We start from the raw sequence: 20597 nt of genomic DNA on the forward strand, positions 1-20597 counted from the left end.
TGTCTCCGTTGTGTCTCCGAAGGTGACCGCACCCCCGTATCCGCACTCACACCCTAGCTCCGTACTTGTACAGCACACGCACTGCACGCTCGCAGCCCGCAGGGCCCGCGGAAAGCGCGGTGTCCCGCCGTGAACTGCGTCGCCCCCCCCCCCCCGGCCCCGTCCGCACCCCCATGAATGAGGACGACGCCCAGACCGACGCCGCCGCGCAGGCCGCGCTCACCGCCAAGGTGCCGCTCGGCCGCTGGGGCCGGCCCGAGGAGGTCGCGCACGCGGTGTTGCAACTGCTGGCGGCCGGCTCGTCGTTCACCACCGGCGCCGTGCTGCACGTCGACGGCGGCTACACCGCCCGGTGACTCCCCCGGTGGGGCGTGCTCAGACCTGCGCCTGCCCTCCGTCGACGAACCAGTCGGCGCCGTTGACGAAGCTGGACGCGTCCGAGGCCAGGAACGTCGCCACTGAGGCGATCTCGTCCGGGCTGCCGATCCTGCCGAGCGGCACCCCCGCGGCGAGTTGGTGGTCGGGACCCACCGCGCCGATCAGGCCCGGCGTCTCGGTCGGTCCTGGGCTCAGCACGTTCACCCGGAACTTCCGTTCCTGCGCGCTGAGCGCCCAGCTGCGCACCAGGTTGCGCACCGCCGCCTTCGATGCGCCGTAGACCTCCAGGCCCGTTTCGGGGCGGACGGTGCTGCTCGATCCCGTCACCACGATCGAGGCGCCTTCCGACAGCAGGGGCAGCGCCTTCTGCACGGTGAAGATCGTGCCCTTCACGTTCGCGCCGAAGGTGGCGTCGATGGCTTCCTCCGTGATCTCACCGAGGCGCTCGGGGACGGCGCCGCCGGCGTTGGCGACCAGCACGTCGATACGGCCCGCCTCCTTGCGTACGACCGAGTAGAGCTCATCGAGGTCCGCCTGTATCGAGACGTCGGTCCGCACGCCGGTGGCCGCTGGGCCGATCTCGGCGACGGCCGCGTCCAGCGACTCCTGACGGCGGCCGGCCAGGAACACGCGTGCCCCCTCCGCGGCGAACCGCTTGGCGATGGCAAGCCCGATGCCGCTGTTGGCCCCGGTGACCACTGCCACCTTGCCTGCGAGTACTTCAGTCATCACACACACCCACCCATCAGTTCTTGACTGGTTCGTCCAGAACGCTAGCCGTTATGGACGAGCCGGTCAAGAATGGCTAGACTGTGCCCATGGCACGACCCAGGAAGTTCGACGAGCAGCAGGTACTGGACGCCGCCCGGGAGCGGTTCTGGTCGGGCGGGTACGCCGCCACGCGCATGGAGGACATCGCGGAGGCGACCGGGCTCGGCAAGGGCAGCCTGTACGGCGCGTTCGGCGGCAAGCAGGAACTGTTCCACCGCGTTTTCGACGACTACTGCGGCTCCGTCGTCGACTCCGTGAGCCGGCAGTTGACCGGCGACGACGCGGACGCCTACGCGCGCCTTTCCGCCCACGTGTACGCGGTGACGGCGTCGACCGCCGCCGACACCGCCCACCGCGGCTGCCTCCTGGCCAAGGGTGCCGCCGAACTGGCCGAGCACGACCGGACGGTGGCCGAGCGGGCGCGCACGGCCATCGAGGCGCTGCGGGCTCTGCTCCAGGACGACATCGCCGCCTGTCAGCGCAATGGCGACATCGCCGCGGACGCGGATCCGGGAGAGTTGGCCGCGCTCGTGCTCGCCGTACTGCGCGGCATCGAAGCGCTGGGCAAGGCCGGAGCGAGCGAGGAGACGCTGACGGGTGTGGCCCGGACGGCCCTTGCCGTCCTGCCCCGGCCCGCCCGCTGAGGCCGCCGGGCACTCGTCTTTACGCGGCCGGGCCGCACGTCGAACTCGACCTGCCGAGCTGGCTCCTCGACGAGGTCGCCCTGCTCCCGGTCAACATGATCCGCCAGGCACGCCGCGCGCGCGAGGTGTCGGCCGACCTGGCCCGACGCCTGTCGGAGGGTGAACTGACGCTGGCAGTGGAGGAGTTCGGCCTGGCGGACGCCCAGATGGCTCTGGACGCGCTGCGGGGCGGGCGGGTGCGGGGGCGGGCGGTACTGCTGTGCCCGGCTGACGGCGCTCCCCCGCGTCCCTGAAGGCGTGCGGCTTCGCCGGCCTTCAGGGACGCGGAGCTGTGCCCATGTGCGGCTCCGCCGCGTCGACACGTCCGGTCAGCGGGCTCAGCGCACGTCCACGCAGTCACCGGTGGCGGTGACCGGCGGCGTGGTGGAGGTGCCCTCGAACTTGTAGCGGTAGCAGCGGTCGGTGGTGGCGGTGCGCGTCTGCTTCTCGACACCCGCCAGGCTGCCGGTGCCGGTGATGTGGCTGCTGGTGGTGGCGTACGAGCCGGTCAGCGAACGCTCCTGGAGGCGGACGGTCTGCTGGGTGTAGCCCGCGTACTTGTGGGTGTCCCAGTTGGCGCGCTCCAGCTTGCCGGTGATCGTGATCGTCTTGCCCTTGGCGACGGGCTCGGGGGCCGCGTTGTTGCTCAGCCGGGACCAGCGCTTGAGGTACCAGGTCTTGGCGTTGTCGGTGTCCACGTCGGTGGCCGCGTCGGTGATCGCGTGGAGGGCGATCTTCCAGGCGCCGGCATCCTCGTTCTTCAGATAGGCCTGAGGGTCGATCTTGAAGGTGGCCGTGCAGCTGTACGTGAGGTCGCCGGACTTGACGCAGGGGTCGGTGTCCGCCTTGAACTGCTCGGAGTTGAAGAACTGCTTCAGTCCGCTGTCGCGGTCGGTGCCACGCCAGATCGACGCGCTGCTGCCGTAGAGCTTCGACCCGCCGTCAATCGTCCACTTGACGGTGATCGTCTGGGTGTTCGTCGTCCCGACGCGGGCGCTGTTGCCGCCGTCGACGGTGATGCCGGAGACGACGGTGGCGTCGGCGGCGCTCGCGGCCAGGGTTCTGGGCGCGGCGGCCTTCGCGGCCGACGCGTCGGCGGCCGCGGCCTTGCTCTGCTCCAGCGCCTCGGCCGCGCCGGTCCCGCCCGCCGTCGCGGACGGTGTCACGAGCAGGCCGACGGCGAGCCCGGAGGCGGCGAGAGCGCCGACGCCCAGGATCACCTTCTTGCCGGACGTCAGCTTCTTGCGGGAGTGCTGGGACATGAGGAGGCTCCGTTATCGACAATCGACGGGCGGATGCAGGTCGTGGACGGACGGGCCCACATCACGCACGGCCACAGCGGCCGCACAGCCTTGATCATCGATGACGCGAAAGGGTTGCACTCGCGGGACAGTTGAGGCGTGTGAGGCGCATCACTCGGCGGTGTCGTGCCGCGCAGGGGGTGTGTCACGGGGCGTGGGGTCCACCGAACCGATCCCACGTCACCCCGGTGACACCCCGCTCCCGCAACACCGACTTCCGCACCTTCCCCGCCTCCGTGAGCGGCAACTCCCCCGCACAGTGGCGCGCGACCTCCGCCGGGTCGAGCGAGCGCCCGGCACCACCGCCACCATCACCTCGTCCTCCGCGAGATCGGACGGAACCGGAATCGGCGTCCGTCGAGAAGGTCCGCGACCTCGGCGTGGAGGTCGTGCCCGACAGCGAGGTGAGCCGGCTCATCGGCGCCGACCGGGTCGAACGGGCCGCCAGGGCCATCGGGCCGGTTCGCCGCCGCGCTCGACTGCGAGACACGGGTGCTGTCCGGCGGGCATGTGGCGGCGCCGGAGCAGGTGCCGCGGGAGTTCGCCGACACCGTCATGGAGTGGGCAGGCCGCGGCTGATGCTCCGGGACCGCTGCCACCATGGCGGCGACCCCGGAGCGGTGTGGCAGGCCGTATCAGGTACGGGGCCAGATCACGTACAGGAGATCAGGTGCGGGTCCAGCGTTGGTTGCTGCCGTTCGAGCAGGAGTAGAGCTGGATCAGGGTGCCGTTGGCGGTGCCGGCCCCGACGGCGTCGAGACAGCGGCCGGACTGGACTCCGACGATGGAACCGTCGGAGTTGAGGCGCCACTTCTGGTTGTCGGCGCCCGAGCAGCCATAGATCTGGACCTTGGCGCCGTTGGCGGTGCCAGCGGCGTCCAGGCACTTGTTGCCGTAGACCTTGAGCTCACCGGAGGCGGTGGCCGTCCACTGCTGGTTGGTGCCACCCGAGCAGTCCCACAGCTGGACCTGGGTGCCGTCGGTGGTGCTGGAGTTCGGCACGTCCAGGCAGCGGCCCGAGGCGACACCCTTGGTCTGTCCGCCGCCCGTGGGCGGCGTGGTGGTGGAGCCGCCGTTGAGTGCGTTGAGGACGGCGGTGTACGCGGGCTTCTTGCTCCCGTCGCCGTTGAAGAGCAGCGGCGTGTCCGACGCCCGCCAGGAGTCGCTGTCGCGCACACCCCACACGGTGATGCCGAGGCAGCGCGGGACGGCCAGGCAGTCGTTGGTCACGTTGGCGAAAGTCGTGGACGAGGCGCCCTGGATGTCGAGTTCGGTGACGGCCACGTCGACGCCGAGGGCCGCGAAGTTCTGCAGGGTGGTGCGGAAGTTGCTGTTGTAGGGGCTGCCGCTGTTGAAGTGCGACTGGAAGCCGACGCAGTCGATGGGCACACCGCGCTGCTTGAAGTCCTTGACCATGTTGTACATGGCCTGGGTCTTGGCCCACGTCCAGTTCTCGACGTTGTAGTCGTTGTAGCAGAGCTTGGCGGACGGGTCGGCGGCGCGCGCGGTGCGGAAGGCGTCCTCGATCCAGTCGTTGCCGGTGCGCTGGAGGTTGGAGTCGCGGCGGGCGCCCGAACTGCCGTCCGCGAAGGCCTCGTTCACGACGTCCCACTGGGCGATCTTGCCCTTGTAGTGGGCCATCACGCCCTTGATGTGGTCGTTCATCGCCTGGCGCAGCGCGCTGCCGCTGAGGCTCTGCATCCAGCCGGGCTGCTGGGAGTGCCAGGCCAGGGTGTGGCCGCGCACCTGCTTGCCGTTCTGCACCGCCCAGTTGAAGACGCGGTCGGCGGCGGTGAAGTTGAACTGGCCCCGCTGCGGTTCGGTGGCGTCGATCTTCATCTCGTTCTCGGCCGTCACCGAGTTGAACTCGCGGTTCGCGATCGACGTGTACGCCGAATCGCCCAGCTTGCCGGAGGCGATGGCGGTGCCGAAGTAGCGGCCGCTCTGCGCCGCGGCGGCGCCGAGCGTGCTCTCGGCGGCGTGTGCGTTCTGCGGCGCGACCAGTGCGGCGGCCACACCGAGGACGATGGCGACCAGCGATAACAGCAGGCCGTGGAGCCTTCGATGGACAGCGGGTCTGGAAAGGGCGTACGGGCCCATGAGAGTGCCTCCTAGGGGGAAATCACGGAAGGACTGACGTGTGGTTCGCGATCTCGAACAATGCCCGGGGCTTCAGAAACGGATGATTGAGGTGTTGGCGGTGCATCGTCAATACACCGCACAGAAGAAGTTTCCGTTCCATGCCTGAAAGCTTCCGGAACCGCAATGACCCGTTGTTTATGGACAGTTCGGCGTCAGGCCTTGACCGGGGAGCCGCGCATTCCTAGCTTGTGGCGTCACAGATTCCGGGAATACGCCGAAAACTTTTCGGAACTCCCGACCCTCAACCCTGACCCTCAAACCGGACGTGCCCTCACCCTCAAAGGAGTCCCTCTGATGCGGTTCCGCCACCCCTCACCGGTCCGCCCGAGACGCTTACTCGCGGCCCTCGCACCCCTCCTCCTCGCGGTCGGCCTCCTCAGCACCCACCCCGCCGGCGCGGCGACCGCGGCCCCCAACGCCTGCGGTCTTCCGTCGGCATTCCGCTGGACATCCACGGGCGCGCTGGCGCAGCCCAAGTCGGGGTGGGTCTCGCTCAAGGACTTCACCGTCACCCCGTACAACGGCAAGCAGCTCGTCTACGCGACGACGCACGACACGGGGACGAGGTGGGGGTCGATGAACTTCAGCCCGTTCACCAACTGGTCGGACATGGCCTCGGCCGGCCAGAACACCATGTCCTCCGCCACCGTCGCACCCTCGCTGTTCTACTTCGCGCCGAAGAACATCTGGGTGCTCACCTACCAGTGGGGCGGGAGCGCCTTCTCGTACCGGACGTCGAGCGATCCCACCAACCCGAACGGCTGGTCGTCCGAGCACGTGCTCTTCTCCGGAAGCATCACCGGCTCCGGGACAGGACCCATCGATCAGACGATCATCGGCGACGGCACGAACATGTACCTGTTCTTCGCCGGTGACAACGGCAAGATCTACCGCGCGAGCATGCCGATCGGGAACTTCCCGGGCAGCTTCGGCCCGTCGTACACAACGGTCATGAGCGATACGACGAACAACCTGTTCGAAGCCCCGCAGGTCTACAAGCTCCAGGGCCAGAACCGCTACCTCATGATGGTCGAGGCGATCGGCTCCCAGGGCCGCTACTTCCGCTCGTTCACCGCCACCAGCCTCAACGGCTCGTGGACACCGCAGGCCGCGACCGAGAGCAACCCCTTCGCGGGCAAGGCCAACAGCGGTGCCACCTGGACCGACGACATCAGCCACGGCGAACTGCTCCGCACCAGCGCCGATCAGACCATGACCGTCGATCCCTGCAATCTGCAGTTGCTCTACCAGGGACGCAGCCCGGGCTCCGGTGGCGACTACGGCCTCCTGCCCTACCGCCCGGCCCTGCTGACCCTGCACCCCTGACGGCAGGGCGGGCCCGGCCACTTGAGACCGACGCCGACTCCCGGCCCGAGCGGCAGGTGGAACCCGTAGAAGATGGCCAGGATCGCGAGCCACGCCACCATGAACGGCAGCACGTCGTGAGGGTGGCGTCCGGCCGGCCGCTCTCGGCCGTGTACTTCGCGTCCGTACCGGGCCCGCCTCTCCCGCAAACGAACAACGCCCGTGGATTGGAGGTCAGTTGGTGCGGTCCGACCAGCCCTCCGGGAGGTCGCCGGGTGCGATGGAGACCACGTTCTCGTCGTCCTCGCCGACGTACTCGAACAGCGTGATGTGCGCGAACTCCGGGACCTCGAAGATCGGGTAGGTCGGCCCGGCGTCCCGGTGGGCGCGCATCTCGTCGAGGTGGTCGTTCTGGAAGAGGACCGTGCGCTCTCCGTGCTCCTTGATCCAGTGCGGGAAGAAGATCACGCCGTGCAGCACCCGCTCGGCGGGGACGACGTTGACGCTCACCGACGTCCCGGTCGGCTCGGTCCAGGACACCTTGTAGACACCCTCGGTGAGGCGCACGAGGTCGATCTTCTGGTCCTTGACCCAGCGGCCGCCCACGTGACCGGTGTGGATGCGGTAGTCGATGGTCGAGGCGTTCTTCACGTACATCTCGTACTGCCAGCCGTTGGCGTACGTGTAGATGAAGCGGTGGCCGACGATCCCGGAGAGGTCCTGCGGCGGGACGGGGCTCTCGACGGTGGTGGGTCGAACGGGGGCGGGGGTGGCGACTGCCATGGTACTTCCACTTCTTTCTGCGTTCCCGGGCGCCGTCATCCGGACCTCTGGGCCCGCGGCGCCACCATTTGAGTTTGCCACAAAACTGTTTTGCTGCAAAACACAGAGCCTGGGCAGACCGCGCCGAGCAGACAGAATGGCCCCATGGACACCACCGACGCGGACCAGGCGGCCGCCACCGAACTCAGCCGACTCCTCGGCCCCCTGCGGCGCGCCGTGCTGCGCGCCACCCGCAACGCCGCCGATCTGCCCGACCTCCCGGAGGCCCAGATCGAGCTGCTGCGCGTACTGGCCGACGGGCCGCTGCCCGCCCGCGAGGCCGCCGCCCGGCTGCGCGTCGCACCCTCCACCGTGAGCAACCTGGTCAAGACCATGGGCGCGGCCGGACTCATCGAGCGCCGCTCCCGCCCGGGCGACGCACGGACCGTCCTGCTCGCCGCCACCTCGACCGCCACCGACCTGCTCAACCGCTACGACCACGCCAGCGCGGGCGCGCTCGCCCGCGGCATCGGGAGCCTTCCCCCGCGGGAGCGGACGGCGATTCGCGCCGCGCTCCCCGCCCTCTCCCATCTCGCCGCCGAGCTCAAGGACGACTGAGCTGGGGGTGCGCCTGGACGCGCCCGGCGACCAGGCAGTCGGCATCGGCGGGAACGGGCGCGCCCCTTCCCGTCGACTCGATCTCTCGGTATGTTCCGCGGTGACAATGCCGACCAGTCGGTATGTCGGTATGTACAGGTACAGCCGGGCACTTGAGCTACGGACACCCGGCCCGAGAAGCCGGAGGTTCCATGGCCGAGCAGGCGACACCGCGGATCGACGGGCACTGCGACACACGCTTCGAAGGCGTCCGCGCCACCTTTGCCGACAACTTCCGCGAGCGCGGCGAACTGGGAGCCGCCGTCACCGTCCTCCTCGACGGTGAACCGGTCGTCGACCTGTGGGGCGGCTGGGCCGACGCCGCGCACACCCGCCCGTGGCAGCGTGACACCCTCGTCAACGTGTGGTCGACGACCAAGGGGGCCACGGCGCTGTGCGCGCACATCCTGGCCGACCGCGGCCTGCTCGACCTGGACGCGCCGGTCGCCTCCTACTGGCCGGAGTTCGCCGCGGCCGGCAAGCAGAACATCCTCGTACGCCACCTGCTGTCGCACCGCGCGGGCCTCGCCGGTCTGCGCGAACCGCACACCCTGGAGCAGCTCTACGACTGGGAGTTGACCACCGCGCGCCTCGCGGCCACCGAGCCCTGGTGGGAGCCCGGCACCCGCTCCGGCTACCACGCCATCACCTACGGATTCCTGGTCGGTGAGGTGATACGGCGCATCACCGGACAGCTCCCCTCCGCGTTCCTGCGCCAGGAGGTCACCGGGCCGCTCGGCATGGACTTCTTCATCCGCCTCCCGGAGGAGGAGCCCCGGCAACCCGCCGAGCTGGTACACCCGTTGGCCGCGGCCGGAAGCGAACAGGAGGCCACCTTCAGCCAGTTGGAACCGGTCGCACTCGCCGCCCTGGCCAACCCGCTCGCCGGCGCCGCCGAAGCCAACACCCCCGAGTGGCGCGCCGCCGAGATCCCCGCCGCCGGTGGCCACGCGACGGCCCAAGGGGTCGCCGCGCTGTACGGGCTGTTCACCGGGCACGAACGCCCGGACGGCCGCCGGGTGTTGTCGGCGCAGGCCGCGGAACGCGTACGCGAGGGCCAGGGCAGCTGCCGGGACCTGGTGCTGGGCGCCGGCTTCGCGCACGACACCGAGACCGGCCTGGGGCTCTGGCTGAGCGGCGCCAACGGCTCGTACGGGCCCAACCCGCGCGCCTTCGGCCACGACGGCTTCGGCGGCTCCTTCGGCCTCGCCGACCCCGAAGCGGGCATCAGCATCGGCTACGTCATGAACCACATGGGCACACACATCGCCGACGACCCCCGGAAGATGGCCCTGATCGACGCCGTGTACAAGGCCGGCACGGCCTCCGCCTGAGGTCCATCACGGCCTCCGCCCGAGGCCCGCTCCAACGCTCGGGCGTCACCGTTCCGTGTCGGGGCCGAAGAGCCTGGCGAGTGCGCGGTCGATGACCGACTCCACGTCCTCGTTGCCCGCCGGCACGAGGGCGTACGTGCGCAGCAGGAAGCGGCGGAGGGCCGAGGTGTCGAACTGGAGGACGGCCATCCCCTGCGGCGAGTGCAGCTCGACGACGGTGCGCGCGCGGCCGCACGGCCACACGTGGACGTCCCCGGTCCCCGTCGGCAGGCGCAGGCCGTCCTCAAGGAGGGCACGGGCGAAGGCCCACGTCACGTCGGCCCCGGCCAGCGTGGCCTCGGCGGGGAACACCAGTTGAAGGGCGAGCGGGTCGGAGGATTCGTAACGGAGGGTGACGTTGACACTGCGTTCGGGGCCCTGACCCTCGGCGACGACGAGGCGGGCGCGGGCGGGCTGTTCGAGCGTGACGGGCAGCGTGGTCGGCATGACAGGTCCCTTTCTCCACTGCGTGTTCCAGGTGACCGTTCGACGCGACAGCGGGGCGCGGCATTACGGCGTTTCCGGAAAAGGTCGTTGTGACCTACGCCACTCACCCCTTCATAATCCGACATTTGCGAATTACGGTTTCAAACTCCCCGCCCGATCTGCAGTCGGGCGGAGGACCACCAGCACCGCCGACGTCGGACGGAACGGAAGACTCCTGCCATGACCGACGGCCCCGCCGCCGCGCCGATACCCCCTGCCGCCACGGAAGGCGGCCTCAGCCCCGCCGCGTACGCGCGGATCTACGAGGCGGAGCAGCCTCGCCTCGTCGCGTACGCCCGCTCGCTGACCGGCAGCCCCTGGCTCGCCGACGATCTCGTCGCCGAGGCACACTTCCGGGTCTGGCGGCGCCTCGCCGCCGGGCATGACATCGACAACGTCGCGGCGTACCTGACGACGACCGTGCGGCACCTGGCCGCATCGGCGGGGCGCGGGGCGGCGCGCGAGACACCTCTCGACCCGCACGCCGGTGTCGAGCCGGTACAGGTGTCGAACGGCGCGCACGTTTCGTACGGCTCCGGGGGCTACGGCGACCAGGACCCGGCCACCCGCGCCTCCGCCGTGGACCTGCTCTCCCAGGTCCTCGGGCAGCTGCCGCAGCGGTGGGTGAAGGCCCTGTGGCTCGCCGAGGCGGAGGGCCAGCCGCTGGAGGCGGTGGGCCGGGGCATCGGCGCGGGCAGCGGGGCCACGGCCGTGCTGCTGCACCGGGCACGGGAGGGCATGCGGCAGGCGTTCCTGCGGGCCCATCCGGGGACACCGGACGATCCGGCGTGCGAGAGCCACTGGGACCGGATGCCCGCACACGTACGTGGCAGCGCGTCCGCGCGTCAGTCGGAGAAGCTCCTCGCGCACGTCGACGACTGCGACGACTGCCGGGCGCGGCTCGCGGTCCTGCTGCGTGCCAACGACCGGCTGCCGGCCCTGGTGGGTCCGGCGCTCCTGATCTTCGTGCTCGGCGGGGCCGGGAAGTTCCTGGTGCCGCTCGCGGCCGGAGCCGGGGCCGGAGCCACCGGCGCCGCGGCGGGTGGGCACGGGTCCGGTGCCGGCCTGCTGCACGGCGTGAAGCACGCGTTGACCGGCGGCGCGAAGGCGCAGGGCGCCGTGGCCGGGGTGCTCGGGGTCTCGGTGGCGGGAGCCGCCGTCGCGGCCGGGCTCATGCTCGCCGGGAACGACGATACGGTGCCGCCGCAGCGATCGGCGGCGGTGCAGAGCGAGTCACCCACCGGGCGTGACAGCGCTCCGTCGGCCCCGTCCTCGCACCCCTCAACTTCCGCTTCACGTACGCACGTTGCCCCGCAGGACCGGTCGCAGCGTACGGCCGGGCCCGACACCGAACCCGACACGAAGGCGGCACCGGGCGCCTCCGCGGACAAGGATGCGCCGGCCGCACCCAACGCCCCGGCCGCGCCATCGAGCCCCGGGAAGCCGAGTGCCCCGGCCACGCCGACCACGCCCCCGGATCCGCCCGCGACCGAGCGGGCGGCGCCGCAGGAGCCCAAGGCAGAAGATCCGCCGCCCGAGGACACCACCCCTACGGCACCGACAGCCCCGGCCACGCCGACGCCCACACAGACGCCGCCCACCGAGCCCTCCACCCCGGCGGAGCCCACACCCACCACCGAACCCACGGAACCGACCGAGCCCGCCGAACCCACCGAACCCACCGAACCGGCTGAGCCCACCCAGCCCGCCGAACCCACAGTCCCTCCTCAGCCCACCGAACCCACCACTCCCCCGGAGCCCAGCGCTCCCGCTCCCACCTGCACCCGCTGGCTCGGCCCGATCTACATCTGCCGCGTCGGCTGAGGCCGACCCCGCTCCCGCAGGGCGAGGTGCGTGACGGCCGACTCCGCCAGTGTGCGTACGGCCGGGTGCCAAGGACGTTCCTGCGGGCCGGTCAGGACGAGGCGGCGGGAGGTCGCCGGCTCCAGCGGCAGCAGGACCAGGTCGGCCGGGATCAGCGAGCGCGAGACCTCGGACAGGACCGTGACGCCGATCCCGGCCTGCACCATGCTGATCAGCGTCGCGAGATCCCGTACCCGGTGGGTCGGATCGAAGCGCAGGCCGGCCCGGGTGTGGATCGTACGGATCCGGGACTCGCAGCCGTTGGGCGAGATCAGGAACGGGTCGTCCTCCAGGTCACGGATGTCCACACGCTCCTCGCCTGCCAGGGGATGGTCGCGGGGCAGGAGCGCCCGGTAGCCGTCGGCCGCGAGCTGGACGCCGGGTCCCGGCGGCGGGTCGATCAGGACGGCGGCGTCCGCGGTCCCGTTTCCCAGCCAGCCGGCGACTTCGGCGCTGTCACCCTCGAACACCCTTACCGTGACGCGGGGTTGGTCCTCGCACCAGTGCTTGAGCAGGCTCGGTATCAGCCCCTGACACACCGTCGGCGTCGCGGCGAGGCGCACGGTGCCGGTCATGGACTCGGCCGCATCGGCCGCGATCTGCTCGACGCATCGGGCCGCGGCCAGCGCGGTGCGGGCATGCGGCAGCACCTGCTCGCCGAGCACGGTGGTCCGCGCCGGAGTGGCGCGTATGAGCAACGGCGCGGTCAACTCGCGTTCCAGCGAGGCGACGGCGTGCGAGACGGCCGACTGGGTCATGCCCAGCTCGGCGGCGGCCGCGCTGAAGCCGCCCGTGTCGACGACCGCGAGGAAGGCGCGCAGTTGGGGCAGGTTCAGCGGCATGCGAGGGCCTCATATCGCTATGACATCTATGCGTTGGATCAATGGTGCCAGGTCGGGCGAGGCTTCATCCGTACCGCCGGGACCGCCGGCGACCAGCCGAGTACGCACGTCATCAGGCACGAAAGCCCATGCCGATATGTCGATATGCCGAGGAGAGCCATGCCCTGCATCCGTGTCACCGTGACCGACCCAGACCTCGCCGCCGAGGCCCGACACACTCTCGCGGAGGGCCTGACCGACCTGGCGGTCTCGGCCCTGGGCAAGGACCGCACGCGAACCATCGTCCAGATCGACGCGGTTGAGCCCAGCACCTACTACGTGGGCGGCAGCCCTCTGACCGGCGGGGCCCGCGACGCCCACGTCGAGGTGAGCATCACCCTGGGCTCGAACAGTGCGGCGGAGAAGGCCACGTTCATCGCCCGGGCCGACGTACTCCTCACCGACACCCTGGGCACCCTCGCCCGGTCCGGTGTCGCGCTGCACGAACTGCCGCCGGAGAGCTACGGCTACCACGGGGTGACCCAGTTCGACTTCTACCGAGGTGTGTCGGCCGCACGGTAGCCGCACACCGGACACGTGCGGCTCGGCCGCGGCGACACCTGGGACTCGGGCCGGCCCCCGCCTCACCCCTCCGGCGTCCACACCTTCGGCCAGTCCAGCCCCCGCAGGTGCGCGTCGAGGCCGCCGTCGCAGTACATCAACGTACCGACGCAGTAACGGGACTTGGTGGACAGCAGGAAGAGCACGAGCTCCGCGACCTCCTCCGGGGTGCCGGCCCGTCCCGCCGGGACCGCCTTCAGGAATGCCTCGATGCCCGACGCGATCCGCGGGTCCTTGCGGCCGGCCCGGGTCATCGGGGTGTCGATGAATCCCGGCGCGACGGCGTTCAAGCGGATGCCGTCCGCGATGTAGTCGGCCGCGCGGGTACGGGTGTAGTGGGCGATCGCGGCCTTGGTGGCCGGGTACGCGAGCACGCCGCCCTCGTCGCCCAGGGAGTCGGCGAGCGCGCGTGCCGCCTCCTCGTCGCCCGCGAGGCACGCCTCGGCGAGCCGCGGGTTCCAACCGGGCTGCGTGGTCGTGGAGTTGGAGGAGGCGAGGACTACGGAGGACTCGCCTGCGGCCGACAGAGCCGGGCGCAGTTTCTCCAACAGGCCGATGGCGCCGTAGTAGTTGACGGCGACCAGCAGGCTCGCCGGCCGGTCCGCGCCGCCGGTGACCCCGGCGAACGGCACGAATCCGTCGAGCCGTCCGTCGGCGAGCCCGGTGACCTCGGCCGCCGCGGCGCTCCGCCCCTCCGCGGTGCCGAGGTCGGCCACCACGTCGGTGCCGCGCAGGTCGACGCCGATCACACGGTGACCCTCCTCGGTGAGCCGGGCAGCGATGGCGGCACCTATACCGGAGGCGGCTCCGGTGACGGCGATGGTTCCCATGTCGGTCTCCTCTGGGCGGTTCGGTGCGTACGCGGACCGGGGTGTGGTGCGCGTCGGCCATGGTCTCAGGCGTGGCACCGATGGCCGAGCCGCTCGCTCACCTTCCACCCCGCCCACACGTAGATTGAGCTGACGGGCCACCATCAGGTGGCAGCCGGACAGCAACCCGGAACCTCCGGAGGCCTGGGAAGGAGGAAGGCACCTTGAGCGACGACACGCCCAGCGGTGTCCTGGCCAAGGCCCTCACCGTGTTGCAGGCCTTCACCGTCGAGGACACCACCCTCGGGTTCGCCGAGCTGCAGCGGCGCACGGACTTCGCCAAGAGCACCCTGCACCGGGTGCTCGGTGATCTCGTGGCGGCCCGGCTCCTGAACCGCGTTCAGGGGCGCTACCGCCTTTCCGGGCTCGTCTTCGAGCTGGGGATGCGTGCCTCGGTCGAGCGCGGGCTACTCGAAGTGGCCACCCCCTTCCTTGAGGACCTCTACGTACGCACCCACGAACTTGTCCACCTGGGCACGCGCGAGGGCACCGAGGTCGTCTACGTCGCCAAGATGGGCGGCCACCAGCAGGCCGACTCGCCCTCGCGGCTCGGTGGGCGGATGCCGCTGCACGCGACGGCGATCGGAAAGGTGCTGCTGGCCGACGCAGGCGGCCGTCTGATGATGGACGGCGTCCGCGAGCGGATGCGCGCCTACCGAGACGTCCTCGACCCGGCCACCGAACTCGGCATCCACGCCCACGAGAACCTCTCCCTCTCCGTCGCCAACTCCATGGTCGCGGTCGAGGAGGGCGTGACCCGCGTCGACGCGTCGCTCGCCAGCCAGGGCGCGGGCGCCGGCAACTGCCCCATCGAGGCGTTCATCGCGGTGGCCGACCTCAACGGCTGGGAGCACGGCTGCGATCTGTTCGCCCTCCAGGACGCGGCCGACGACCTGGTACGCCCGCTCCAGGACCGCCCGGTCCGCGTCGACCGGGAGACCCTCACGCTCGGCTACGCCGGGGTCTACGGCTCCTTCCTGCGCCACGCGGAGACGGCGGCCGAACGCTACGGCGTCGACGTCCGCACCATCCTCGTCGAGGTCGGCAAGCGCGGCCTCGTCGGCGGACAGGAGGACATGATCGTCGACGTGGCACTGGGACTCGCGCAGGCGAGCTGACACCACGTACGGGACGAGCGGCCCTTCAGGCCTGCGCAGGCGCGAGGACGATGTCGAAGCGCGCCCGCGACCACGGGCCCCGGACGGTCCGGCCGTCCGGGGTCGGGGTGTCGGCGGGCTGTTGCTCGAAGTCCTTGACCAGGGAGTCCCGGACGCCGAACACCGCGTCGGAGTCGAGGAGTTCGTCGCCCCGCACGAAGATGTGGGTCACGAGCGTGCGGCCGTCCTCGTGGCTGACCTTGAAGTGCAGGTGCGAGGCGCGCATCGGGGAGCGGCCCACCGACTCCAGCAGCTCCCCCACCGGGCCGTCGTGCGGGATCGGGTACGGCGTCGGAGTGACCGCCCAGAAGCGGAACCGCCCCTGGGAGTCGGTGACCAGATGGCCGCGCGCGGCGGTCCGGTGGTCGTCGTACTGGACGTCGTAGTGGCCGGTCTCGTCCGCCTCCCACACCTCGATCCGGGCCCCCGCCAGTGGTGTGCCGGCCGTGTCGGTGACCGTTCCCTCGACCCAGCAGGGCTCCCCGGGCGCACCGGCGGAGATGTCGCCGCCGAGCGGTACGGCGGGCGAGTCCGCCACGAAGAACGGGCCGAAGACGGTGGCCTCGGTGGCGTCGCCGTACGCCTCGTTGTTGACGGTGACGGTCTGCATGGACGCGCCGAGGACGTCGGACAGGAGGATGAACTCCTGGCGGCGGTCGTCGGTGATGTCGCCGCAGCGGGTGAGGAATTCGATGGCCCGGTTCCACTCCTCCTCCGTGAGCCGGACCTCGCGGATGCAGGCGTGCAGATGACGCACGAGGCTGCTCATCAGCTCCCGCAGCCGGGGGTCGGGGCAGTCGTCGAAGGAGGCCGTGACGCGGTCGGTGAGTTCTGCCTCGCGGCTCTGCTGTTCGGGGCCGGGCGCCGTCCGGGTCGGGTGGGTGGTCATCGCGGGATGTCTCCTTCCCAGGCCGCGCGCAGCAGTGCGCTGAGCCGGTCTCGGGTCACGGGGGCGGGGTTGCCTTCCGGCACGGCGGCGAGGACGGGCTCCACGGCTTCGGCGATGCCGCTCTCCGGCATGCCCAAGTCCTTGAGCGGAGTTGGTGCGTCCAGGCGGGCGTAGAGGGCGGCCAGGCCCTCGGTGGCGGTGGGTGCGTCGAGCGCTGCGGCGATCCTGCGTTCGGCCTCGGGGGCGTGGGGCGCGTTGAGGGCCAGGACGTGGGGCAGGACGGCGGCGTGGGTCTGCGCGTGCGGGAGGTCGAAACGGCCGCCCAGCACATGGCAGATCTTGTGGTGCAGGCCGGATCCGGCGGAGGCGAAGACGACCGCGGCCAGGTAGGCGCCGTAGAGCATCTGCTCGTGGCCCGCCAACCGGTCGGGGCGCGCGGCGACTTCGGGCAGACCGGCGCTCAGCGCCCGGGCCGCCTCTTGTGCCATGGCCCGGTCGATGGGGTCGGCGCGGGGCCCCCACATGGCGTCGACGCAGTGGGCGAGCGCGTTGAGGCCGCTGGCGACCGCCAGTTCGCCGGGGAGGGTGAGCAGGAGCGAGGCGTCGTAGACGACGGTGGCCGGGAGCACCGCGGCGTCCACGCCGGTGGTCTTGACGCCGTCCCGGGTCAGCCCCCACACGTTGGTCGCCTCCGAGCCCGCATAGGTGGTGGGGACGGCGATGATCGGCAGCCCGGTTGTGAGGGCGACGGCCTTGGCGAGACCGGTCGCCGAGCCCCCTCCGACACACACCAGGGCGTCGGCGGCATGCTCGTGCGCGACCGCGCGGGCCCGCTCGGCGGCCTCGACCGGGACGTGCTCGACCACCTCGTCGTGGACGCGCGCCCCGGTCAGGCGCTCGGCGAGCTCCGTGGTCAGGGCCCTGGCGGAGGGGCCGCCGATGATCAAGGCGCGTCCCGATCCGAGCCGGGCCACTTCGTCGACGACGGTGCGGACGGCCTCCCCCGGCGCGAACACGGCGCGCTGCGCGGGGGTTTCGTGTGCGAACTTCATTCCGCCCATACTGCCTGGGCCGAGGGAGCGGGGCAGTGAGGCAGTCCGGTGGCCGGACCGACGGACTCCGCCACCCGCCGCCCCTCAGCCCGCCATGCCGACCCACGGCCCGGAGCCTGTATGGGAGGAGTTCTGCCGGTACAGGCCGCGGCCGATGTCGGCCGCCGTCGCCAACAGTGCGTGGATCAGCTGCTGGTCGTCGCGGCGGTCGGCCGGGACCGTCGCGGAGATCGTGCCGATGATCCGGTCACCGCCGAAGTACATGATCGGTACGGCGAAGCTCTTGTACCCGTGCATGCGCGACTCCCGCTCCTGGGCCCACCGGCGGGCGCGGATCTGGGCCAGCTCGGCGCGCAGCGCCGCCGGATCGAGCCGGTCGGAGGACGGGAGGCCGTCGGCGCGCTGCGCCTCGAGTTCGGCGATCACGTCCTCCTGGTCGTCGCTGTAGGCCAGCAGGACCCGCCCGGAGACGGTGAGCGGCCGGGACACGTTCGAGCCCACGGCAGCGACGACGGCGGCCTCCCGGCGGCCGCCGAGGCGTTCCAGGTAGCAGCAGTCGGTGCCGTGCGGCACGGCCAGGTGGATCACGGCCTGGGTCGCGGCCCGCAGGTCCAGCATCGCGGGCCGCGCGACCGCCCGTAGGTGGGCCGGCCCGGGGACCAGCCGGCCAAGCTCGAAGATGCGCCAGCCGAGCTGGTACCCGTCCGGGGTGCGGCTGAGATAGCCGAGTTGGACGAGCTCGGTGCCGAGCCGGTGCACGGTCGCCTTGGGCACGCCGGAGCGTCGGCTGAGCTCGCTCAGACCGAGGCAGGTCGACCCGGAGGAGAAGGCTCCGAGCACCAGGTGCGCCTTGCCGAGCACGGAGCTCATGTGCGGCTCGGGGGCCGCGGGCCCGGCCTCCGGGGCGGGCTGCTCCGCGGTGTCGAGTTCTGCCTGGGCGCTCGCGCGCATACCGCTTCCCCTCGCCGATTCCGATGACCAAGGGTGATTGTTCAAAGTTCGTGAACCTCTTGGCAACCCCCCTTCGGCCGCGAACAGGCCCCCTTGTGACGGCCCGATGACGTCCGGGAGACACCCGGTCACGCGGCGCCGATCCACCCAGTGGACCGAGCGGTTCCGTCCGGGGCGCGCGGCAGCGAGGCTGCCGCCATGAGTAGCCAAGACACCATCGACAGCCTGGTCAAGCGCATCGAGGTCCTCGAGGCCGAGGCGGACATCCGCCGTATTCAGGCCCGTTACATGTTCCTTTGCGACACACCGTGCCCGGAGTACGGGGTCGACAGCGACGAGCAGCGCATCGAGCTGATCCTCGACCTCTACTCCGACGACGCCATCTGGGAGGGCGTCGGCGAGTACTACGACAGCCAGTTCGGGCGGGCCGAGGGCAAGGCGGCGATCCGCGCGCACTTCAACCGCTTCTGGCCGCAGGACCAGGACCCGAAGCTGCTCCTGAACGCCCACTGGCTCACCTCGGAGCAGATCCATGTGTACGGGGACGAGGCCGACGGCCAGTGGATCCACTTCCAGCCCTGGCTCTTCGAGGACGGCAAGTCCCTGATCCGCGCCAGCCGGCTCAACAACGCGTTCCGCAGGATCGACGGCGTATGGAAGATCACCAGGACCCGGACCGAGAACGTCGCCATCGCCGAGCTGCCCGAGTTCTTCGCCAGCAGCTATCCGAAGCGGTCCGTGCTGCTCAAGGCGCCGGGGACGAACCACACGAATGAGCACGCCGCCGGCGCCTGAGCCACTCCCCTCAGCTGTTGAGGTTCCGCTCCACCCAGACCGCGGCACGCAGGGCTGCCGCCTCGGATCCCGCGATCACCTGGAGTCCGAGCGGCAGCCCTGCCGCGTCGCGCAGTCCCGGCACGGCCACCGTGGGCAGACCGAGGGCCTGCCACGGGCGGCTGAGCACGGGATCGCCGGTGGCGTCGAGCCCCTCCGGAGCAGCCCCGGGCGCGGCGGGGCCGAGCACCGCGTCGTACCGGGTGAGGAGCGCGCCGAGTTCAGTACGTGCCGCGGTGACCAGTCGGCACGCGGCGCGGTAGTCGGACTCCGGGGTGTCCGCGCCCGTGCGGAGCAACCCGGCCAGGGGTGCGCTGAGTCGGTCGGCCCGCGCCAGTTCGGCGGAGCGTTCGCGTGCCGCCTCGTAGGCCATCACCACCGGGTGGGCCGAGGTCACTTCGGCGATCAGTGCCTCCAGCGGGAAGGCGTCGATCTTCGCGCCGCGTCCGGTGAGCCGGGCCTCGGCGGAGGCGAGCGCCGCACCCATGTCGTCGGACACGGTCGCCAAGGGGTCGGCGTTCCAGAGCGCGAGCCGTGGGGCGGTGTGCGCGTCGCGGGCCGGGTCCGGCTCGCCGGTGAGGGCCGCCCAGGCGAGGGACACATCGGCGGCGCCGGCCGCGTACACACCATGTGCGTCGAGGCTGGGGCTGAGGCCGGCGACGCCGTCGGTGGACAGGTGCCCGTGGCTCAGGACGAGCGAGGCGACCCCGCAGTACGCGGCCGGGCGTGTCACCGATCCCGCGGTCTGGGAGCCGATGGCCAGCGGGACCTGCCCGGAGGCGACCGCCGCGGCCGAGCCGCTGGAGGAACCGCCGGGCGTGTGGCTCAGGTCGGCGGGGTTGCGGGTCGGGCCGGGCGCGAAGAAGGCGAACTCCGTGGTCACGGTCTTGCCGACGGGGATCGCCCCGGCCGCACGCCAGGCCTCCACGACAGGGGCGTCCCGCTCGGCGGGACCGGCGTCGGCGCGCAGCACCGATCCGCAGCGGGTGGGCAGCCCGGCCAGGTCGATGATGTCCTTGACGCCCATCGGGACGCCGCCCAGGGGGGCGGTGCGTACGGCCGCGGGGGTGTCGGCGAGGCTTTCGTCGAAGGCCACCCAGGCACGTACCCGCTCCTCGGTCTGCTCGATACGGTCGCGGCTGCGCCGCAGGGCCGCCTCGGGTGTGGTCCGCCCCGACCTGAGATCGGCGACGAGTTCACTCAGGGACCAGGGCTGTCGAACGGTGTCACTCACTGTTCCCTCCACTGCGCGTCGGTCCCCCGCTGTACCTCGGCCGCCCACTGCGCATCCGCCTCCCAGAAGTCCACGCCGCCCGCGCTCACACCGTGGCGCCAGTCGGAGGTGCGTCGCAGATCGGGTTCGACCACGGCGGTCTCCGCGTCCGCCGCGTCCGGGCCGTCCTGGGCAACACCCCAGTGCACCCAGCTCAGTTCGTGCCCCGCCGCGTCGTGGACGAACAGGTCGACGTGTTTCCAGCCGTAGCCGTGGTTGTCGTTGTAGCAGGTGAGGGTCATCCGCGGGGCGCGGTCGCCCGGCTCGTTCTCCTTCATGCTCAGCCACTCCTCCTTTTCCATGCTCCGCCACTCCTCCCTTTCCGTGCTCCGCCACTGGATCCGACCACATCGCCCTGCCACTTCCGCCTGGTCGGTCCACTCACCGGTCCGACCCGTCGCATCGGCAC

Annotated in this window: 21 protein-coding genes and 1 pseudogene; 10 read left to right on the top strand and 12 right to left on the bottom strand. The window is 71.2% G+C overall.

From position 1 onward, the window contains the following. Window positions 1–119: 119 nt before the first annotated feature. The gene (locus tag ACOKM3_RS04840) at window positions 120–356 is read left to right on the top strand and encodes an SDR family oxidoreductase (RefSeq protein WP_426897235.1); all 237 of its coding nucleotides are present in this window, start codon (window positions 120–122) and stop codon (window positions 354–356) included. A gap of 19 nt (window positions 357–375) precedes the next feature. Here the strand turns inward: ACOKM3_RS04840 and ACOKM3_RS04845 are convergent, their stop codons facing one another. After that, on the bottom strand, window positions 376–1107 hold the full coding sequence (locus ACOKM3_RS04845) for an SDR family NAD(P)-dependent oxidoreductase (protein WP_426897237.1): 732 nt from the start codon (window positions 1105–1107) through the stop codon (window positions 376–378). 89 nt (window positions 1108–1196) lie between these two features. Here ACOKM3_RS04845 and ACOKM3_RS04850 point away from each other — a divergent pair, with 89 nt between their 5' ends. Both ACOKM3_RS04850 and ACOKM3_RS04855 read left to right on the top strand, forming a co-directional pair. Further along, complete coding sequence (locus ACOKM3_RS04850) at window positions 1197–1793, top strand: TetR/AcrR family transcriptional regulator (protein ID WP_426897239.1); 597 nt, start codon at window positions 1197–1199, stop codon at window positions 1791–1793. 95 nt (window positions 1794–1888) lie between these two features. Beyond that, a complete protein-coding gene (locus ACOKM3_RS04855; RefSeq protein WP_426897241.1) occupies window positions 1889–2086 on the top strand; it encodes a hypothetical protein in 198 nt (65 codons plus the stop codon). A gap of 84 nt (window positions 2087–2170) precedes the next feature. On the opposite strand, the gene ACOKM3_RS04860 is transcribed toward ACOKM3_RS04855, so the two are convergent. After that, complete coding sequence (locus ACOKM3_RS04860) at window positions 2171–3094, bottom strand: calcium-binding protein (protein WP_426897243.1); 924 nt, start codon at window positions 3092–3094, stop codon at window positions 2171–2173. Window positions 3095–3799: 705 nt separating this feature from the next. Continuing rightward, complete coding sequence (locus ACOKM3_RS04865; RefSeq protein WP_426897245.1) at window positions 3800–5233, bottom strand: endo-1,4-beta-xylanase; 1434 nt, start codon at window positions 5231–5233, stop codon at window positions 3800–3802. Between the two features lie 453 nt (window positions 5234–5686). Between ACOKM3_RS04865 and ACOKM3_RS04870 the strand changes: the two are divergent. Then, window positions 5687–6601, top strand: a pseudogene (locus ACOKM3_RS04870) (non-reducing end alpha-L-arabinofuranosidase family hydrolase); the annotation flags it as partial. A 213-nt stretch (window positions 6602–6814) separates the two neighbouring features. Here the strand turns inward: ACOKM3_RS04870 and ACOKM3_RS04875 are convergent. Continuing rightward, window positions 6815–7363: a phenolic acid decarboxylase gene (locus ACOKM3_RS04875; protein WP_426897247.1), complete on the bottom strand. Its 549-nt coding sequence runs from the start codon at window positions 7361–7363 to the stop codon at window positions 6815–6817. Window positions 7364–7507: 144 nt separating this feature from the next. Here ACOKM3_RS04875 and ACOKM3_RS04880 point away from each other — a divergent pair, with 144 nt between their 5' ends. Further along, complete coding sequence (locus tag ACOKM3_RS04880) at window positions 7508–7960, top strand: MarR family winged helix-turn-helix transcriptional regulator (RefSeq protein WP_426897249.1); 453 nt, start codon at window positions 7508–7510, stop codon at window positions 7958–7960. 191 nt (window positions 7961–8151) lie between these two features. Then, window positions 8152–9333 (top strand): serine hydrolase domain-containing protein, encoded by a 1182-nt coding sequence (locus ACOKM3_RS04885; protein ID WP_426897251.1) that lies wholly within the window; start codon window positions 8152–8154, stop codon window positions 9331–9333. Between the two features lie 45 nt (window positions 9334–9378). Here ACOKM3_RS04885 and ACOKM3_RS04890 read toward each other — a convergent pair whose 3' ends face one another. Beyond that, window positions 9379–9807 (bottom strand): SsgA family sporulation/cell division regulator, encoded by a 429-nt coding sequence (locus ACOKM3_RS04890; protein WP_426906703.1) that lies wholly within the window; start codon window positions 9805–9807, stop codon window positions 9379–9381. Window positions 9808–10038: 231 nt separating this feature from the next. On the opposite strand from ACOKM3_RS04890, the gene ACOKM3_RS04895 reads away from it, so the two are divergent. Beyond that, a complete protein-coding gene (locus ACOKM3_RS04895) occupies window positions 10039–11682 on the top strand; it encodes a sigma factor (protein ID WP_426897253.1) in 1644 nt (547 codons plus the stop codon). Here the strand turns inward: ACOKM3_RS04895 and ACOKM3_RS04900 are convergent. Next, complete coding sequence (locus ACOKM3_RS04900) at window positions 11661–12563, bottom strand: LysR family transcriptional regulator (RefSeq protein WP_426897255.1); 903 nt, start codon at window positions 12561–12563, stop codon at window positions 11661–11663. The two genes, ACOKM3_RS04895 and ACOKM3_RS04900, sit on opposite strands and share 22 nt — an antisense overlap. A 159-nt stretch (window positions 12564–12722) precedes the next feature. Between ACOKM3_RS04900 and ACOKM3_RS04905 the strand changes: the two genes are divergently transcribed. After that, the gene (locus tag ACOKM3_RS04905; RefSeq protein ID WP_426897257.1) at window positions 12723–13124 is read left to right on the top strand and encodes a tautomerase family protein; all 402 of its coding nucleotides are present in this window, start codon (window positions 12723–12725) and stop codon (window positions 13122–13124) included. A 62-nt stretch (window positions 13125–13186) separates the two neighbouring features. Here ACOKM3_RS04905 and ACOKM3_RS04910 read toward each other — a convergent pair whose 3' ends face one another. After that, window positions 13187–13993 carry an SDR family oxidoreductase gene (locus ACOKM3_RS04910; RefSeq protein WP_426897258.1) on the bottom strand — a complete coding sequence of 269 codons (807 nt, stop codon included), beginning with the start codon at window positions 13991–13993 and terminating at the stop codon, window positions 13187–13189. A 203-nt stretch (window positions 13994–14196) separates the two neighbouring features. Between ACOKM3_RS04910 and ACOKM3_RS04915 the strand changes: the two genes are divergently transcribed. Then, entirely contained in the window at window positions 14197–15150 is a 954-nt protein-coding gene (locus tag ACOKM3_RS04915; protein WP_426897260.1) for an IclR family transcriptional regulator domain-containing protein, read from the top strand. A gap of 25 nt (window positions 15151–15175) precedes the next feature. On the opposite strand, the gene ACOKM3_RS04920 is transcribed toward ACOKM3_RS04915, so the two are convergent. From ACOKM3_RS04920 to ACOKM3_RS04930, 3 genes are all read right to left on the bottom strand, one after another. Then, window positions 15176–16078 carry an intradiol ring-cleavage dioxygenase gene (locus tag ACOKM3_RS04920; protein ID WP_426897262.1) on the bottom strand — a complete coding sequence of 301 codons (903 nt, stop codon included), beginning with the start codon at window positions 16076–16078 and terminating at the stop codon, window positions 15176–15178. Continuing rightward, window positions 16075–17130, bottom strand: a complete 1056-nt coding sequence (locus tag ACOKM3_RS04925) for a maleylacetate reductase (RefSeq protein WP_426897264.1) — start codon at window positions 17128–17130, stop codon at window positions 16075–16077. The genes ACOKM3_RS04920 and ACOKM3_RS04925 overlap by 4 nt, the downstream gene beginning before the upstream one ends. Before the next feature lie 84 nt (window positions 17131–17214). Then, complete coding sequence (locus ACOKM3_RS04930; RefSeq protein WP_426897266.1) at window positions 17215–18081, bottom strand: IclR family transcriptional regulator; 867 nt, start codon at window positions 18079–18081, stop codon at window positions 17215–17217. A 198-nt stretch (window positions 18082–18279) separates the two neighbouring features. On the opposite strand from ACOKM3_RS04930, the gene ACOKM3_RS04935 reads away from it, so the two are divergent. Continuing rightward, window positions 18280–18876 (top strand): nuclear transport factor 2 family protein, encoded by a 597-nt coding sequence (locus ACOKM3_RS04935; RefSeq protein ID WP_426897268.1) that lies wholly within the window; start codon window positions 18280–18282, stop codon window positions 18874–18876. Window positions 18877–18886: 10 nt separating this feature from the next. Here the strand turns inward: ACOKM3_RS04935 and ACOKM3_RS04940 are convergent, their stop codons facing one another. Then, a complete protein-coding gene (locus tag ACOKM3_RS04940) occupies window positions 18887–20149 on the bottom strand; it encodes an amidase (protein ID WP_426897270.1) in 1263 nt (420 codons plus the stop codon). Further along, the gene (locus ACOKM3_RS04945; protein ID WP_426897272.1) at window positions 20146–20490 is read right to left on the bottom strand and encodes a hypothetical protein; all 345 of its coding nucleotides are present in this window, start codon (window positions 20488–20490) and stop codon (window positions 20146–20148) included. Before ACOKM3_RS04945 ends, ACOKM3_RS04940 begins: the two co-directional genes overlap by 4 nt. Between the last annotated feature and the right edge of the window lie 107 nt (window positions 20491–20597).

The organism is Streptomyces nidicola (assembly GCF_050106155.1).
GTDB lineage: Bacteria > Actinomycetota > Actinomycetes > Streptomycetales > Streptomycetaceae > Streptomyces.